Origin of the sequence: Thalassotalea sp. 1_MG-2023, from assembly GCF_030546745.1 — a bacterium.
GTDB lineage: Bacteria > Pseudomonadota > Gammaproteobacteria > Enterobacterales > Alteromonadaceae > Thalassotalea_C.
In genome coordinates, this window is record NZ_JAUOPD010000002.1 from 231,260 (window position 1) to 248,954 (window position 17,695).

12 protein-coding genes are annotated in these 17,695 nt (G+C 39.6%); 5 read left to right on the forward strand and 7 right to left on the reverse strand.

What is annotated here, in order from left to right; genetic code table 11:
- Positions 1-14: 14 nt before the first annotated feature.
- Positions 15-416: a Cd(II)/Pb(II)-responsive transcriptional regulator gene (locus tag Q4489_RS02555; RefSeq protein ID WP_303476648.1), complete on the reverse strand. Its 402-nt coding sequence runs from the start codon at positions 414-416 to the stop codon at positions 15-17.
- Between the two features lie 123 nt (positions 417-539).
- Here Q4489_RS02555 and Q4489_RS02560 point away from each other — a divergent pair, with 123 nt between their 5' ends.
- The 4 genes from Q4489_RS02560 to Q4489_RS02575 all read left to right on the forward strand — a co-directional run bounded on the left by Q4489_RS02560 (position 540) and on the right by Q4489_RS02575 (position 6,741).
- A complete protein-coding gene (locus Q4489_RS02560; protein WP_303476651.1) occupies positions 540-881 on the forward strand; it encodes a hypothetical protein in 342 nt (113 codons plus the stop codon).
- 214 nt (positions 882-1,095) lie between these two features.
- Entirely contained in the window at positions 1,096-2,364 is a 1,269-nt protein-coding gene (locus Q4489_RS02565) for a TolC family protein (protein WP_303476654.1), read from the forward strand.
- Positions 2,365-2,375: 11 nt separating this feature from the next.
- Positions 2,376-3,608 carry an efflux RND transporter periplasmic adaptor subunit gene (locus Q4489_RS02570; RefSeq protein ID WP_303476656.1) on the forward strand — a complete coding sequence of 411 codons (1,233 nt, stop codon included), beginning with the start codon at positions 2,376-2,378 and terminating at the stop codon, positions 3,606-3,608.
- Positions 3,609-3,615: 7 nt separating this feature from the next.
- Positions 3,616-6,741 (forward strand): efflux RND transporter permease subunit, encoded by a 3,126-nt coding sequence (locus Q4489_RS02575; protein WP_303476659.1) that lies wholly within the window; start codon positions 3,616-3,618, stop codon positions 6,739-6,741.
- A 101-nt stretch (positions 6,742-6,842) separates the two neighbouring features.
- Here Q4489_RS02575 and Q4489_RS02580 read toward each other — a convergent pair whose 3' ends face one another.
- Positions 6,843-7,568: a hypothetical protein gene (locus Q4489_RS02580; RefSeq protein WP_303476662.1), complete on the reverse strand. Its 726-nt coding sequence runs from the start codon at positions 7,566-7,568 to the stop codon at positions 6,843-6,845.
- Positions 7,569-7,815: 247 nt separating this feature from the next.
- Here Q4489_RS02580 and Q4489_RS02585 point away from each other — a divergent pair, with 247 nt between their 5' ends.
- On the forward strand, positions 7,816-10,065 hold the full coding sequence (locus tag Q4489_RS02585; RefSeq protein ID WP_303476664.1) for an ABC transporter substrate-binding protein: 2,250 nt from the start codon (positions 7,816-7,818) through the stop codon (positions 10,063-10,065).
- A gap of 353 nt (positions 10,066-10,418) precedes the next feature.
- Here the strand turns inward: Q4489_RS02585 and Q4489_RS02590 are convergent, their stop codons facing one another.
- From Q4489_RS02590 to Q4489_RS02610, 5 genes are all read right to left on the reverse strand, one after another.
- On the reverse strand, positions 10,419-12,968 hold the full coding sequence (locus Q4489_RS02590) for a TonB-dependent receptor (RefSeq protein ID WP_303476666.1): 2,550 nt from the start codon (positions 12,966-12,968) through the stop codon (positions 10,419-10,421).
- Between the two features lie 136 nt (positions 12,969-13,104).
- Complete coding sequence (locus Q4489_RS02595) at positions 13,105-14,700, reverse strand: glycoside hydrolase family 3 protein (protein WP_303476670.1); 1,596 nt, start codon at positions 14,698-14,700, stop codon at positions 13,105-13,107.
- A 79-nt stretch (positions 14,701-14,779) separates the two neighbouring features.
- Positions 14,780-15,556: an ATP-binding cassette domain-containing protein gene (locus Q4489_RS02600; protein WP_303476673.1), complete on the reverse strand. Its 777-nt coding sequence runs from the start codon at positions 15,554-15,556 to the stop codon at positions 14,780-14,782.
- On the reverse strand, positions 15,549-16,517 hold the full coding sequence (locus Q4489_RS02605; protein WP_303476676.1) for an ABC transporter permease: 969 nt from the start codon (positions 16,515-16,517) through the stop codon (positions 15,549-15,551). The genes Q4489_RS02600 and Q4489_RS02605 overlap by 8 nt, the downstream gene beginning before the upstream one ends.
- A 13-nt stretch (positions 16,518-16,530) precedes the next feature.
- Positions 16,531-17,616 carry a substrate-binding domain-containing protein gene (locus Q4489_RS02610; RefSeq protein WP_303476679.1) on the reverse strand — a complete coding sequence of 362 codons (1,086 nt, stop codon included), beginning with the start codon at positions 17,614-17,616 and terminating at the stop codon, positions 16,531-16,533.
- Between the last annotated feature and the right edge of the window lie 79 nt (positions 17,617-17,695).

A 17,695-nucleotide genomic window follows, 5' to 3' on the forward strand; every position in this document is an offset into this window, starting at 1 on the left:
CAAAAAAGGTTGTTTTACGCTGAATTTGGCGAAGCTTTAAGTGTATTTAGTATCATGCAGTCTTCTATTTTATTACTGGTACAGCAGTGCGCGAGTGTTGCTAATGAACTTTCTAACTTTTGCAGTTCTTGTTGCGCTTTTCTAACCTTTCCTAACTGTTGAGTAATCAAAGAATCGACCATTTCACAAGAGTTATTTGGTTGTCGTTGTACTTTTACTAAAGTTTTTATTTCGTCGAGTGAAATATTCAAATCACGGCAACGACGAATAAAAATAAGCAGTTGAACGTCTTCAGCTTGATAGTATCTATAGCCGTTTTCGGCGCGTTTTGCCGACTTTAATAGACCAATGTCCTCATAATAGCGAATGGTTTTAGTAGGAACATCTGTTTGTTCTGCTAATTGGCTTATCTTCATCTTGACCTTCCTGTAACTGGAAGCTTTATCCTATGGCATAATAATGCTGAATGACAGTTATTTTGTAAAAACAACGCTAGCAAAGTCAATTAGTAACCTGAAACGATAAGACGATAACATTTAATGAAGGCAAAACAATTTACCTACGCATTGTTGCTGTTGATCCATAGCTTTTTTAGCTGTGATAGCGCGCCTTTTTACCCTCCAGATCAAGAACATGCTAGCTACTCGCACCTACAGCATATTGAAGGCCTCGAACTAGAAGAAAAACTCTCACCTGACCTCGAAGGGGAACACGAGATACATGTACATTTAAGTTGTCTCAGTGGCTATGGTGCTGGGGTTGCGTTTACTGGATGTTTAGAGACAACACAAACGCAATTAATACCAACCTACACTAGTTTATATTACAGTCCACCATTACCCCCGCCAAATTCACACGCATTAATTATTCGGGCGTGTTGATCTTTAGCATTCGCTTCTGCAGAAAACATTGCCTTTAAAGGTTCAATTTAAAACACTCAAGTGTTAGTGGCTGATTGATAACGTAGCTCACTTTATTTTCATTCAAGTGTTAAACAACGTGTTTTGAATGTGAACAATAATCACATTGAAAAGATCATTACGCCTAGTCAAACGGGCGCGGTCTTGTCATATATTTATTAAGAGATTATACATTATGCATAACATCACTGCTCTGTTTAGCAGGGCAACACTATGCCAATTAGTTTTATTGCTGGTGTGCGTTAATGCTGCAGCAAAAGAAGCATTAACGTTAACCGATGCGTTAAAAAAGAGCATTACTCATCATCCAAGCTTACAAAGTTATCCGTATGAAGTGCGAATGCTTGACGCGAGTTTATTACAAGCGAGCATTCGACCTTCACCTAAATTGGGCGTAAAACTGGAAAATATACTCGGTACCGGCGAAAGCAAAGGCGTAAAATCAGCGGAACTGACCCTTTCACTTAGCCAAGTGATTGAACTAGGTGATAAGCGTCAACTACGAATGGCATTACAGCAACAAAAGCAACAATACAGTACTGCACAATATCAGTCTGATAGGTTGTCAGTATTAACTGATACTGCAGGGAGATATTATCAAGTATTGTACCAGCAACACCTGCTTAAATGGCATCTAAAACGAGAAACTAATACGCAAAAATTGCTAAACGTAGTTGAAGCTAGAGCAAAGGCTGGCGCAGCATTAAAGGCAGATGTATCACGCGTGGCATACCGATTGACTGAGTTGAAGCTAAATAAAATACGTATTCAACGAGACTTAGCGATGGCGAAGTTTTCACTGAGTAAAATGTGGTTAGCAGCAGCTGATTTTGATCAGGTTTTGGGTGACATCAGTGATTTACCTGTTATTCCTTCTGAAACAATCTGGCATAAAGCGGTGAATCGCGCACCAGATTTTGTGTTATTAGAACAGCAAGTAAAGATTCAACAAGCTCAATTAGCCGTTGAACAAGCGAATAATGTGGCAAACATCACGTTAGAAGGTGGTGTACGGCACAATGCCGGTAATCATGATAGCGGTGTTGTTTTAGGGTTTTCAATGCCACTAACGTGGCAAAAACCTAATCGTGGCAATATCGCCTTGGCGCAAGAAAAAATCGGTCAATTAAGTGAAGAACAGGCACTTTTGCGTCAATCATTGCGAAGTCAACTTTCAGATCTTCATACACAAATGCTCGCAAATAAAACCATTGAACGTACGTTACAAAGTGAGTTATTACCTCATGCGAAACAATTACTACAACACAGTGAAGCGAGCTATCAGAATGGCCAAATTTCAGTATTACAGTTGCTTGAAGCACAAGAAGCACTTTTTGATGCGGAAAAACAATTACTAACGGTACGCTTAGTGCAATTTCAAACGTTATTAACGATGCAACGATTTTCCGGTAAATCATTGATCAATGATACGGCGAGCGAATAAGAGACATAATCATGAATATTAAACAATTTATTTTACTAGTCAGTGTATATCTGACATTCACCATTGCCAGCATGTCTTCTGTACGAGCTTCAGGTGATCACGGCCATGAAGAAGAATCTACTCCAACGGGAATGCATGGCGGTCAATTATTAGTGCACGATAATATCAGTGTTGAAGTGAGCTTTTATGAAATTGGTGTCGCTCCAGAGATGCGTGTTTACGTTTACCAAGATGACCAACCTATTTCACCGAAAGAAGTGTCATTAGAAGTCGTTTTATCAAGGCTAAACGGCCAGCAAGATACACTAGATTTTGTCGATGAATATGATTATTTAGTCAGTAAACAAAGTATTGTGCAACCGCACTCATTTGATGTAACTGTTAAGGCAAACATCGCAGGAAAGCCATACCAATGGCAGTTCGAAAAGCATGAAGGGAGAACTAAAATATCTCAACGCGCTATTGAAGCAAGTAATATTCAAACACAATTAGCGCAAGCAGGTACGCTTGAGTTTAAAGAAACACTGTTCGGTGTTATTGCTCCTACAGTAGATAGACAATATAGCATTATGTCGCCTTATGCGGGGGTAGTTGAGTCAGTTTTAGTGACTATTGGAGATAGCGTTAAAAAAGGCCAAGCAGTGCTGAAAGTAAAAAATAATAAAACCTTACAGTCATTTACTCTTTATAGTCCTGCAGAGGGTATGGTTACCGCACAGAAAGTTAGCCAAGGGGAGCGTGCAGATCAACAAGCGTTAATAGAAATCACAGACTTTTCCAAAGTGTGGGTGGAATTATCGGCATTCCCTGAAAATATCGAAAAAATGGCGATAGGCCAACAAGCCAATATTTATGATTTACATCATCACTTGGAAGCTAAAGGTAAGGTGTTTTATGTAGCTCCGAAAATGACCGGAGGCCACATTGCTAGAGCGCGAGTTTTAATTGATAACCCTGACGGACATTGGCGTCCTGGCATGCATGTGAAAGCAGATATTGTTACTGGCAAAAAAGCGGTTTCAATGCGTGTTGAAAAACAAGCGATACAGCAACTGATGAATAAACCTGTGGTATTTGCACGTTTTGGCAACATCTTTGAAGCGCGGCCGTTAATTTTGGGGGAAGCTGATGACCAATGGGTTGAAGTTTTATCAGGCCTAGCAAACGATACGGAATACGTAACAACAAATAGCTATGTGCTTAAAGCGGATGTTTTAAAGGCTGGCGCAAGCCACGCACACTGAGGTTAACATGATAGATCATATTATTTCTTTTGCGATAAAGCGTCGTTGGCTGATGATGGCGGTGACTTTATTTATTGCAGCGGTAGGTGTTTATAATTTATTGCGTTTACCCATAGATGCTGTGCCAGATATCACGAATATTCAAGTACAAATCAACACCGGTGCGCAAGGATTCACTCCGCTAGAAGTAGAACAACGGATAACCTTTCCCATTGAAAATGCGATGGCTGGTATACCAAAACTTGATTATACCCGCTCATTATCACGGTATGGTTTGTCTCAAGTGACGGTAATTTTCAATGAAGGTACTGATATATATTGGGCACGACAACAAATAGGGGAGCGCTTACAAGCGATTCGTGGTGAATTACCCAATCAAATTGAGCCAACTTTAGGCCCTATAGCTAGTGGGTTGGGGGAGATTTTTACCTACATTATTCATACTGAAGCCGGAGCATTAAAAGACACAGGTGAAGCGTATAGCGCTGAAGATTTACGCACATTACAAGATTGGGTTGTTAAACCTCAGTTACTTAAAGTACCTGGAGTGACTGAAATTAACAGTATTGGTGGCTTTGAGCGTGAATATCAGGTAGCCCCGATCCCTGGGAAGCTACTTGCTTATAAGCTAAGCATCAAAGACATAATAGAAGCTCTTGAGCGTAATAATATAAACCAGGGGGCTGGTTATATAGAGCGAAATGGTGAGCAATATTTGGTGAGAACACCTGGGCAAATTAAAAGCTTAGATGAAATTAAACAATTAGTGGTCGCTAAGCGAGATGACGCTCCAGTTAGGGTCAAAGATGTTGCCAATGTATTTTTTGGTAAAGAACTGCGTACCGGAGCTGCTACCTACCACGGTGATGAAGCGGTAATGGGTACTGCGATGATGTTGCTGGGAGAAAACAGTCGTATTGTGGCAAAGAACGTTGCTAAACAATTAGAAAAAATTCAACAAAGCATGCCGTCAGGTGTCGTGTTAGAAGCGGTTTATGATCGCACGTCACTCGTTGATAAAACGATTGAAACGGTACAAAAAAATCTTTTTGAAGGTGCAGTGTTAGTCATTGCGGTATTACTTTTTTTATTAGGTAATGTTACCGCGGCATTGATCACAGCATTGGTGATCCCATTAAGTATGTTATTTGCCGTTACCGGTATGGCGGCCAATCGTGTTTCCGGTAATTTAATGAGCTTAGGCGCAATTGATTTTGGCATTATCGTTGATGGTGCGGTTATCGTGGTTGAAAATGCATTACGTCGACTAGGTATGGCACAACGAAAAGTAGGGCGACTATTAACCTTAGAGGAACGGCTCCACGAAGTTTTTCTCAGCACCAAAGAGGTTTTTAACCCTGCGGTGTTTGGAGTGCTGATAATAATGTTGGTTTATTTACCAATCTTTGCCTTATCTGGTGTTGAAGGAAAAATGTTTCATCCAATGGCATTTACCGTTGTTGCAGCGCTGTTGGGTGCATTATTGTTTGCTGTTACCTTCGTTCCAGCTGCCTTAGCGATTTTTCTACGCGGTAAGGTAGTTGAGCAGGAAAATCGTTTAATGATCTGGGCGAGAAAACTATACCAGCCATTATTATCGTTTTCGTTACGCCAATCTGCTTTCGTACTGTTTTGTGCTGCTGCTTTGTTAATCTATGTCAGCTGGCATGCGAATAAGATGGGCGCAGAGTTTTTGCCTAAACTTGATGAGGGTGATATTGCAATGCATGCATTGCGTATTCCTGGTACAGGACTAGAGCAGTCTGTCACTATGCAACGTCAATTAGAGAATGCAATCGCAGAACTTCATGAAGTTGAAAGGGTGTTTTCTAAAATAGGTACGCCAGATATTGCTAATGATCCTATGCCGCCGAACGTTGCAGATACGTTTATTATGCTCAAACCTCGTCACGAATGGCCTAAGCCTAATTTAACCAAAACTGAGCTCATTAAAAAAATTAGGCACCGAGTGGAAGATGTACCCGGTAATAATTACGAATTTACTCAGCCAATTGAAATGCGTTTTAATGAACTGATTGCAGGCGTAAGAGCTGATGTTGCCATTCGTCTTTACGGTGATGATCTCAGCACATTGAAAACGTATGGTGAAAAAGCAACGAGGTTATTGTCAGGTATCCAAGGAGCAACTGATGTGCGTTTAGAGCAGCTATCAGGTTTACCAACGTTAGTGGTTACACCGCAACGTGATCATATGGCGTTATTAGGGCTAACTGTGATGGATATTCAACAAGCAGTGAATACCGCGGTTGGTGGAATAAAAGCTGGATTGATTTATGAAGGAGATCGCCGGTTTAAATTGATAGTAAGAATGGATAAATCTTGGTCAAACGATCCTCAGCGCTTAGCGCAAATACCTGTTGCTGTTCCTCAATCAGACAATGCAGAATTAGCGTATGTACCACTAGGAGAAGTTGCTGATATTAATATTGCCGAAGGACCAAACCAAATAAACCGTGAAAGCGGTAAACGTAATGTTGTTGTTACTGCTAATGTACAAGGGCGAGATTTAGCTAGCTTTATTAACCAAACTGAAACGGTCATGCGTGCTCAACTTGGTTTACCTGCAGGCTACTGGCTTGATTACGGTGGAACGTTTGAACAACTTCAATCTGCTAGCCGTCGTTTGTCATTAGTTGTACCGTTAACTTTATTACTGATTTTGGGGTTACTGTATAGTGCCTTTAGCTCACTGCGTGATGCATTAATTGTGTTTAGCGGTGTGCCTTTAGCGCTTACCGGAGGTGTAATCGCGTTAAGTTTACGTGGCATGCCTTTTTCAATCTCTGCCGCCGTTGGTTTTATCGCACTTTCAGGGGTTGCAGTATTAAACGGGGTAGTGATGTTATCTTTTATCCGTCAATTAAGGGAAGAAGGCTTGTTGTTATTGCAAGCAATTAAACAAGGTGCAAGTCAACGATTGCGACCAGTGCTAATGACAGCACTGGTCGCTAGTTTAGGCTTTATACCTATGGCGTTTAATATAGGGACGGGAGCAGAAGTTCAGCGGCCTTTAGCGACAGTGGTAATAGGTGGTATTGTTAGTTCAACATTATTAACTTTATTGGTATTGCCTGCATTATATAAATTGGTTTATCACCGAAAGCATAAATAGTGTGAAATAAACGGCTTGATAAGCTTTCTATCAAGCCGTTTGTTATTGAGAGCAGTAGTTAGTGAGCAAATAAAACAAAACTGACTCATAATTTAATGCCTTTACCCTAGCGACACTGACATATATTGATTTAACTTTTCATTAGTCAGTCGTTGTGGTGAAATTCTATCGACGATTTCTAACGTTTGATACACCTTAGTTAACCCAACGTTGTCGTCAACGGGCATCTTTTCAAAAGCACTGGCGTTAATTGTGTCTTTTAACGTGGTGATTGTGCTCATTAACATCTCTTTAAATTCAGGGCTTGTTTTTTCATTTTCAACATCATTGATAATGGTGCGAGCGTTTGTTAGCGCTGACTTTAATGCAATTAATGCTTCGCTTTCTACGCCGTCTTCTTGGTCGCTAGACTCTTTTGATACCCCAGCATCACTTTCTTCTAATCGTTGTAAAAAGTCAGTGATATAGTTGGCAATACCTTTAGTGGAGATATCATCTGATGCTTGTATTTCTTCTGCTGAAAATTCAGTATTTGACAATCGTCCATATTCTTCTTTATTAATTAACCCTAATTGGTAAGCGCGTGTTTTTAAGGTTTCTATATCGTTGAAACTCACGCCGTCACCACTAAAAAATTCACTTTTTATAGCGCTTATCTTTTGTGCTTTGCTGCTTAGAAATAAATGAGACTGGCTACTTTCAGTACTGTTAATTGCCGCTTCTTGCGTTGATTTATGTGAAGCAATAATGTCATCAACTTCTGATGATGCCGAGTTCGACGTATTACCACTAAAAAAAGTACTGTAATTATTAATGTTGTTTATCATAAAAAATCAATTAATTGACACTTAGGCATATTTAATTATTTTTTCAGCAAAATACATGCCGTTAAATAGTTGGTTTTTTATAACAAGCTATTAATTTTGTTATTTTAGCAAGGTATTCGTTTGCTAAAACGGCAGTTAACTTAAATGTATTCATGTCTACGGCATCATTATTCGCTTAGATAATTGAGGCTTTCACTATTGAATGTTTGTACTATAGTAAAATGACCTTCTCTAGATAAGTTGCGCGATGAAGAAGTACATAGTTTTATGGCTGATGTTAAGCCCACTCGCATTTGGGCAAGAAAAGGTTGTTCTCCAGCTAAAATGGTTTCATCAATTTCAATTTGCTGGTTATTATGCAGCCTTAGAAAAAGGGTATTATCAAGACGCGGGTTTTGACGTAGAAATAAAAGAAAGAGATATTAATACAAGCGTTATCGAAAATGTATTATCCGGCAAAGCAGATTTTGCTGTTGGTGATTCATCAATTGTTGCCGCCAAGTTAAAAGGGCAGCCGTTGGTTGTTGCCACTACCATCTTTCAATCTAGCCCGTTAATTTTTATGTCGTTAAAATCATCTGGTATTGCTAGTCCTTATGATTTTAATGGTAAAAAAATTATGTTTCAGCGTAATTTAGATGATGCTTCGTTAAATGCATTACTGGAAATGTTTAACGTTAGCAATTATGAATTTGTCGCTCATACATTCAATAATAATGCGTTACTTAATGGTACGGCAGATGTAATGTCTGCTTACCGCTCAAATCAACCTTTTATTTATGATGCTAAAGGGATTGATTACAATATTATAGACCCTTCAAGCTACGGTATTGATTTCTACGGCGACCTGCTATTTACCACTGAACAGCGTGTAAAGCGTGACTTATCTTCAGTTAAGCGTTTTGTGTCAGCAACCCATAAAGGTTGGCTTTATGCATTGAAACATCAACAAGAAATTGCTCAGCTTATCAAAGATAAGTATCGTGCTAAAAATACGCTGATTAATATTTTAAAGGAAGCCAAAGCAACGGAAGTTCTTATTAAACCTAATATAGTGCCTATTGGCAGTGTGTTTCCTGCACGATTTTCACGTGCAGCGCAGGTGTATCAAAATTTAAACATGGCACCGGAAGATGGTAGTTTAACTGGATTATTGTTACGTGATTATGAGACTAAGCCTTATGAAATAAACTCGCGTATCTTTTATATTGTGCTGTCTTGCGCGCTGTTGTTTGTTGCGTATCTTTTAGTGCAAATGCGCTTTAATAAACGCTTGAAGCGGATTGTTAATGAACAAACCAAGACACTTGAAAGTAACAATAAACAATTAAAGCAACATGTTGAGCTATTATCTGAACAAAAGCGACGTATTGAAGTTGCAAAACAAAAAGAAGAAGCGGCGAATAACGCGAAATCACTGTTCTTAGCAAATATGAGCCATGAAATAAGAACACCAATGAATGGCGTTTTAGGTACTATTCAACTGTTACAAGATATGCCGCAATCTGATGAAGCAAGAGACTTATTAGAAAAAGCGAGTTATTCTTCAGAAATGTTACTAACCATTATTGATGATATTTTAGATTTCTCAAAAATAAACGCTCATAAATTAACATTAGAAAAAAAACCGTTTAATTTAGACATATTGCTGGAAGTGCTTTCTATGTCATTAACCCCTGTTGCAGAAGAAAAACATATCAAATTTTCTATTATTAAAGGAAGAAACTATCAGCAGGGTTGGTTAGGTGACAGTGTGCGAGTTAAACAAATTTTATTAAATTTGAGCTCAAATGCGGTGAAATTCACAAATGTTGGTGAAGTAAACGTATTGGTTGATACTGATAAGCAAGGCGCTTTATTTATTCAAGTACAAGATAGTGGTATTGGTATGAAACAGGAGGCCATAGATCGTTTATATAACCGTTTCGAGCAAGCCGATAATACCACTACGCGAAAATATGGCGGTACTGGTCTTGGTATGTCTATATGTAAATCATTAATCGATATGATGAATGGCTCAATTGAGGTAGAAAGTAAGCCACAAAAAGGCACTACCTTTGAAGTAGTATTACCTATAACTCAAGCTGATGTCACACAACAAAGGTTGAGTACTAAAAAGCTTTCGGCACCTGATTTACGCGGAAAAACGGTTTTATTAGCAGAAGATAACCGTATAAATCAGACGATATTTTCGTCAATGATGAAGCCAACCAATGTAGATTTGATTATTACCAATAATGGTCAAGAAGCCATAGATATGCTTGCAAATAAGCAGGTTGATTTGATTTTTATGGATATACAAATGCCAGTGATGGATGGTTTGCAAGCACAAAAAATTATTAATAAGTTATATCCGAGCATACCCGTTATCGCATTAACTGCAAATGTGATGGAAGAAGATATTAAGCAGTATCTAGCACAAGGGTTTGTTTACCATCTTGGCAAACCCATCGATACACAACAATTGTTTCATCGCTGTTTGCAATATTTATCATAACGTTAAACGCCATGGAACGTATTCTGTGCCGTGAGGGTAAAATCATCTTAGAACGAGTATTACATCATTATGCTGCCATTTTCAGGCGTAGCGTATAACAAGATAAACACGATATACGGCATTGTAATGAACACGGAAAAGAAGGTGGTACTCTGTATTTTTATCTCTAAATGCCCTGTTCATAAAGTGTGGTTAACTATTCAAACGTGACAAGTTGGGCGCTGCCTAAGTCGAAAGTTGAGAACACATCAAGTTAAGATAGCCCCCTAAAAGGATTGATTATTTCATTTTAATTAAAGTAACCAAAGGCTTAGGGTAAGGGATCTAAACCTTTGGTTAATGTGTTGCTAGCGTTAAAACTTCACGCTAGCGCCAACAAAGTAACGAGCACCATATTCATCAACACTGTGGTAAACGCTATATTCAGGTAAGGTGGTTACACGCGCTTCATTTAAAATATTCACGCCCTCTATAGAAATATCAACATTATCTGTTACGTGCCAAACAAACGAAGCATCAAGTTGATAATAAGGTTTGTTCGTTGCTAGTGCGCTACTTTCAAAGCTTTGCCACTCATCACGTGCGTTGTATGCAATACGAGCGCTAAAGTCTTCGTTTTCGTAGTAGCCTGATACATTAAATGAATTTTGAGAAACTCGATCTAACCGTTCTTTCTGACCCGCTGGGTTGATTAAAGAACTGTCAGTATAGGTATAATTAAACTGCATACCGAAGCCATTACCAAAATCTTGTTGGTATTGGAATTCAACCCCAGAAACGTCAGCCGTGCCAACATTACGTGAACGAGTCACTAAACAAGTTTCTGAGCATCCGGCTAAGGATTCTTGCGCGGCAGTTGTGTAGATATAATCACTGATATTTTTTTTAAACAGTGTTGCGCCTAATAATGAGGAAGGATCAAAATACCATTCAATGCCTAAATCATATTGATCTGACTTATAAGGCTCTATATCAGGATTGCCGATTGTTGCAGTACCCATGGTAGGCACCAAACTCGCTGACATTTTCATTTGGTCGTAATCTGGTCGAGCAACACTAGAGCCCGCGGCAAATCGTACTAATAAATCTTCTGTTACGTCAGCAACGACATTTATACTCGGCAGAATATTGGTGTAAGATTTCTTTCCAGTAGATGGTTTTCCATCTATTTCGCCTGTTGAGTTCACATCAGTCTCTACAATTCTCACACCGATATTACCGCGAAAACCGTCACCGCTAAAGTTAGCTTTTGCATATGCTGAAAGGATACTTTCATCGATTAAAAAAGCTTCGGTTACGCGTAAAGCACCTTGATTATCTTTTGCATACTGCCAAATGTCTTTATTGATCACGGCGAATGACGATAACGTACCGTCTCTTCCTTCTTTGCTGTGTAAACCAGAGACAATACCACCATTGTAATCAGCTAAGGTTAAACCGTCATTCATTGCGCTAGCAAGTATACCGTCATCGTAACGGTCAATGCGTGCTGAAAATTCCTGATCTTGATATTTAATGCCCGATTTAATAGACGTAAAAATACCAAAATCTAGTTCATGAACAACATCAATTTGATAGTAATTAATGTCATTATCACGGATATTGTTTAAGTAACTAAATTCATTATGGATCATCATTTGCTCATGATCTAAGGCATAATCTGGGTGAGTTAATTCAAGCTCTAGTGGCCCAGAAGTATCAAACGTAAACCCTGTTTTTTCACTCTCGGCAATGTTACCCCACCATGTACTTGATTGAAGTCCTCTTGACTTGGCGGTTGATTGACCAATTACCGCGTTTAATGACCAGCTATCAGTTTGGTATTCAGCGGTTAAATTCAGTACATCCATTTCCATTTCGGGTTTACGTAATACGGCATTATTGAACAGCGGTACTAACGGCTGAGCACCACCGAAAGGAACCGTTGTCACGCGTGTTGTTACACCTTTATCATTTACAACTGCTGTTGTGCCATCGTATTGTGACAACAATGCTGGAATTGCAAACATAGCCGTATTGACATGATCATTCTCAAGGGTAAATTTATTATAATCTGCAATTAATTGTAATTGTTCCGTTGCCTGGTATTGCAAAGTAACCTGTGAACTTTCACGTTTACGTTCTTCGTCAAATAATATGGATGCCATTGCGCCTGGAGCGACAGGAATATTTCCTAGTGAGTCGGCGGGTTTGGCCAATGGCTCACCAAAAGAGCGGAGTGTTTCGCGGTATACACTTTGATTTTCAACAGAGTGCGCTACTAAAAAACCTAAGTTTTCATTGTCATTTTTCCAACTGTAAAGCCCTGAACCGTTAGCTGTCCAGTCGCCAGCTGATTTACTATATGCACCTTCTGTCGAAGCGAAAAAAGTATTACTTTCAACACTAAGTGGACGCCGTGTTTTTAAATTAATGGTACCACCAAGCGCACCTTCATTAATATCAGCTTCAACTGATTTATACACATCTAAGCCGCCTATTTGTTCTGCAGATAATAACTCAAAATTAAAGCTACGATTAAAAGGTGCTAAATCAAACCAACCAACCGAAGCTACATTCTGACCATTCAATAACACCATACTGTGTTGAGGAGCTGTGCCTCGCACTGTTACGCCATCAACTTCTGAAAAATCACGCGAGACTGTTACACCAGGAATGCGTTGTAATGCGTCACCGATATTTTTGTCTGGAAATTTACCAATATCTTCAGCAGAAATTGAATCTATTACCGAATCAGTAAAGCGTTTATTGTTTAATGCCTGAGAAAGACTTCCTCGAATACCTTTTACTTCGATAACTTCTACTTTTTCTGAGGTAGGTTGTTCTGCATATGCATGTACGCTGTAGCCGGATAGGGCAGCAGTGATTGCTAATGCAAGGTAACTGGCGACTGGTGTTTTCATCTTGTTATTTCCTTTTAGCTATTGTTTTAGTTATGTATTCGTTTTACTTTTAATAATTAGTAAAATAATTATACTAATTATTAATCAATCAATTTGACTAAATGTCAATCATTAATTTGATTATTTTTTACACTTTTTAAATAAGATATTGCGCGAGTGCGCGAGCACTAAGGGCTCTACTTGAATAACTACATAAATACGTTTGTAAGCTTGGAAAATGCTTCAGTTCATAATCGGAACGACAAGCTATGACAATGAGTCGTTGCTGAAATAGATTGAGTAAGCCTGCTACTTTTTGTTGTTGTTCATGTGTATCAAAGCTTTCACCGGGGAGAGGGTAATCTTCAGTGGTGATAATAATAGGGTCATCGCTAGCGAATGCTGAATGACCTTCGTTGAGCTGTTCAAGGGGTACAAGGGTGTAGTTAGCGCCAAGTGTTGTTAGTTCGCTTATCAACGCTTGACGAGCAGGAACGGGGTCATTTGGCCCTATGCCTCTTGAGTTAACTAAAGATTCATAACATTGTTCATTCGCGGCAAATGTTAGGTAGAAATGCCGACCATTTAACGGCAACCAGTTAGCGTGGTTTCTTAGTAATTTAATGCTTTGGCTGCTTGATTGCTGGGCGATCTCTTGACATTGTTGTTTTGAAAGTTGAGTTTGACTCAATGGCTGCTGTAGCTTTTGATAGCGCATACACAAGACTTTTGCTAACGCGTGATCAATAACAGATAGGGGTAATATTTGTTGTTCTACGGCATCAATAACCCCTTGAATAGTTTGTTGCTGTATTTCCTTATAGGGGGTTTCTTGGTTTTCGTAATGTTCTTCACTTAACATGATCAAATGTGCACCCGCGTTCAGTGCTTGCACTGCTGCATGCTCTGGTTGATAATTTTTACGCATCGCCCACATATTCATGCTATCGGTAATAATTAAACCATCAAAGCCCATTTGCTCTTTCAATAGCGTGGTTAGAATCGGGTAGGACAATGTTGCAGGGTTTTCAGCATCAAGTTGTGGATAACAGATATGACTGGTCATGATCATTGCAACGCCTGCATTGATTGCATGCGAAAAAGGCAGTAAATCTTGTTGTGTTAGTTCGGTTAGTGACTTGTCAACAGTAGGCAACGATCTATGGCTATCAGTTTTTGTGTCACCATGCCCTGGAAAATGTTTAGCACAAGCAAGGTTACTTGATTTTTGCACTCCTTTAACTGCTGCCTCTACATGTAAAGCTACGTGCTCTGCTTGTTCGCCAAAGGCACGCTGACCGATGATAGGATTATCAGGATTAGCGTTGACGTCTGCACAAGGAGAGAGCAACGTATTATAACCAATGGTTTGCATTTGCTCTGCAAATACTTGATACATATTTTGTGTTAACTGTGTGTCGTTTGCGATGCCTAACGCTAAGTTTCCGGGGCCTAAATCGGTTTCGTTAGTCAATATACCCCAAGCGCCTTCCTGATCTACTGCGAGAATCAAGGGGGCATCACATGCACGAAGGCTTGCCTGTGTTTGTAGTGTTTTTGCGAGTGTTGATGCAGCTTGGCTAGTTTTAGCATTATCGTCGGTAATATAAAAACCACCAATATGATAATCACGCACAAGACGTTTGGCATAATCAATATCTTCCCCTGCGAAGGCAAGCACAAACAATTGTCCAACTTTTTCTGGTAACGATAAGCTCGCAATTAAGGTGTTAACTTTATGTGTGAAATCCATCACTTTTCCTTGAATAAAAACATGACTTTCCCGACTCGATGAACACGAGCATAATTTTTAAGGGCTTTTTTTAACGTGTTTAAGCGGCGCTAACGCTTGCACCAGTGATTAAACTCACTAACTGCTCTTTACTGACTTCTTTTACAGAGACATCAGCTATCGAAGTACCTTGATATAAAACGACAGCGCGATCACAAGTTTCACTAACGTGTTGCATATTATGACTTATTAATAGTACCGCAACGCCTTGACCACTGATGATGTTTATTAATTCATTGACTTGCGCACTTTGTTCTACGCCTAATGCCGCAGTTGGTTCGTCCATTATGACAATATCTGCTCCCCAATTGACCGCTCGTGCTATGGCAACAGCTTGTCGTTGGCCGCCTGATAGGTTATGAATTTTTTCGGTGTAGCTAGGTATACGACTGTTTAATCGGTTAAGTGCCTTACGGCCTTTTTGTTCCATTGCTTTGGTATCAAGCCAGCCTAACCAGGAAAGTATCGGATTTTTATGACGTATTTCTCTATTTAAAAAGAGGTTTTCTGTAATGTTGAATTCAGGCACCATGGCAAGATCTTGAAAAACAGTCTCGATACCGCATGCGCGTGCATCTAAAGGAGAAGTGATAGTAACAGGCTGTTCATTGACTAATATTTCACCAGAGTCAGGTTGGTGTATGCCAGAGATACATCGTACTAACGTTGACTTACCTGCGCCGTTATCACCAAGTAATCCAACAACTTCTCCTTTATTGATGGTGAAAGAAACGTTCTTAAGTGCTTGTACGCCCCCGAAACTTTTACTGATGTTGTTAACTTCTAACGCGACTTGGTCTAATGCTGTTCTAACCATTTTTAAGCTCCTTAATACCAATAGCAACGGCGATAATTAAGATAATACCTCGGGCGATCATTTGCTCATTGGTGGAAAACCCCGATAGAATTAGCCCGTTGTTGATCATCCCCATGAGTAATGAACCTAAAATGGCTCCAATAATACTGGCCCTGCCGCCAAATAAACTGGTACCTCCAATAGCAACTGCTGCAATCACTGTCAGTAAATCTGCTTCGCCAAGCGTATATCTTGCACCGTGTAATCTTCCTGCGTAAAGCAAACCTGCTAACGCTGCTGCACTTGAAGAGATCACTAATGCTGTAAGTCTCACCCTAACAACGTTTATCCCCATGGCTCGTGCCGCTTTTGGACTTCCTCCAGCCGCTAATAAGTGACGACCAAAGGCTAAGTTGTTTAAAACCACAAAGGCAACTAATGCTATTGCTAGGGTCCATATTAGTAATACTGGTATGCCCCACACTTCGCCAGCACCAAAAAAGAACGTAAAATCTTGGTTAATGATAGGCACTGATTCTAAATTGGTTAATTGTCGAGCAAGTCCGGTAACGACACCCATGGTACCTAGTGTGATCAGCAGTGAAGATACCTGTAAACGCTCTATTAACAAGCCATTAATTAAACCAATCGTTATACCAACTAATAAAGCTCCAGCTATCGCCAAAGGAATGCCGGTGTGTTGAAGTAACAGCGCACCAACTAACGCTGATAGGGCGACAACCGAGCCAATAGATAAGTCTATGTGACCAACAGCAAGAGCAAAAGTTAATCCGATTGCCATTATCGTTACTGGTGCGGTTTGCCGAATGATGTTCATGAAGTTATTGACGCTTAAAAATGCAGTGTCATGTAAGGCAACGGCAAAAATTAATAAAACAGCAAAGAAAATATAATAGATAAAGGCTTCGCGCTTTAATGCTAGTTGCTTAAAATTAAGTCGTTGAGATTGAGTAATAATCACGATGCATTCCTTATTATTGTGCTAATGCACGCGTTAATGTATTCGGTAATGGTTGACTAAAAGCACGTTGCCAAATGTCAGCGATATTTGCTTTTGTCACTTTATCAAACGGTACAAGTGTGTATGGCGCAGCTTTTTGCCCCAAGTGAGCGAGTGCGCCAAGTTTTGCCATTGTGGCACCGATAGTAAACGGTCGATCAGAAACAACACCGTGCATATTGCCTGACATTGCCATGTCAACAAGGTTGCTAACCCCTAAATCATGACTGATTACTTTTACATCTCTACGACCTTGTGATCGAAGCGCTTCAATTACGCCTTCTGCGGGTGTATCCCATGAAACATAAATCGCCTTTAAATTAGGATGTTGAAGCAAAAGTGCTGCTGCGATATTAGATGTTTCGTGTTCGCTGACGAATCCTTTTTCAGCAATTATTGTTAAGTTTGGAAATTTAGCTAACTCTTGCTTAAACGCACGATCACGATTGTTGGTAATAAAATAATTTGCATCATGATAGATCATCGCTATTTCACCATGACTTTGTGTTGCTGTGGCCATCAATTCAGCAGCAGCTTTACCCATACCAACCATGTCATCGGTAACAATACCAACGTAATCTTCACCTAACACAAAATCAGGAACAGGATTGCTTAAGAGAACTAATTTCGTATTCCCCGCAACTAGTTTTTGATAGCTGGTTTTTGCACTCACGCCATCTATTGCGAGCGATAAAACTATATCAGGCTCAAGGGCGCTAACATTTTCTATGTCTGCTACTTGCTTGGCAGGATCAAGCTGTGCATCCGTTACGGCGAGTACTTTAATACCAAGTTTTTCAAAGGTTTTTTTTGCACCAGCTGTCACAGCGTTTACCCAAGGGCTAGAGCCATGCCAAACCAAAGCTGCAGTCAGTGACTTGTTCTTTAACGCCGTTATTTGCGCTGATGTCATGGTGACATTTTTAGATGGTTGAGTATGTTCAAGTACTTGAATATTGTTGCTATATCCAGGTAAAGCAAGTGCCGTGCTTATTATCACAAGTGCCTTAGTCGTAATTGATGACATACGGGAATAATGATACCACTTCGCTATTTTCACAGCGTATTCTCCTTAAAACCATTCAAAAGCTGGTCATTTATTATTAATTGGTTAACATATTAGGGTTGAAAAATAATAT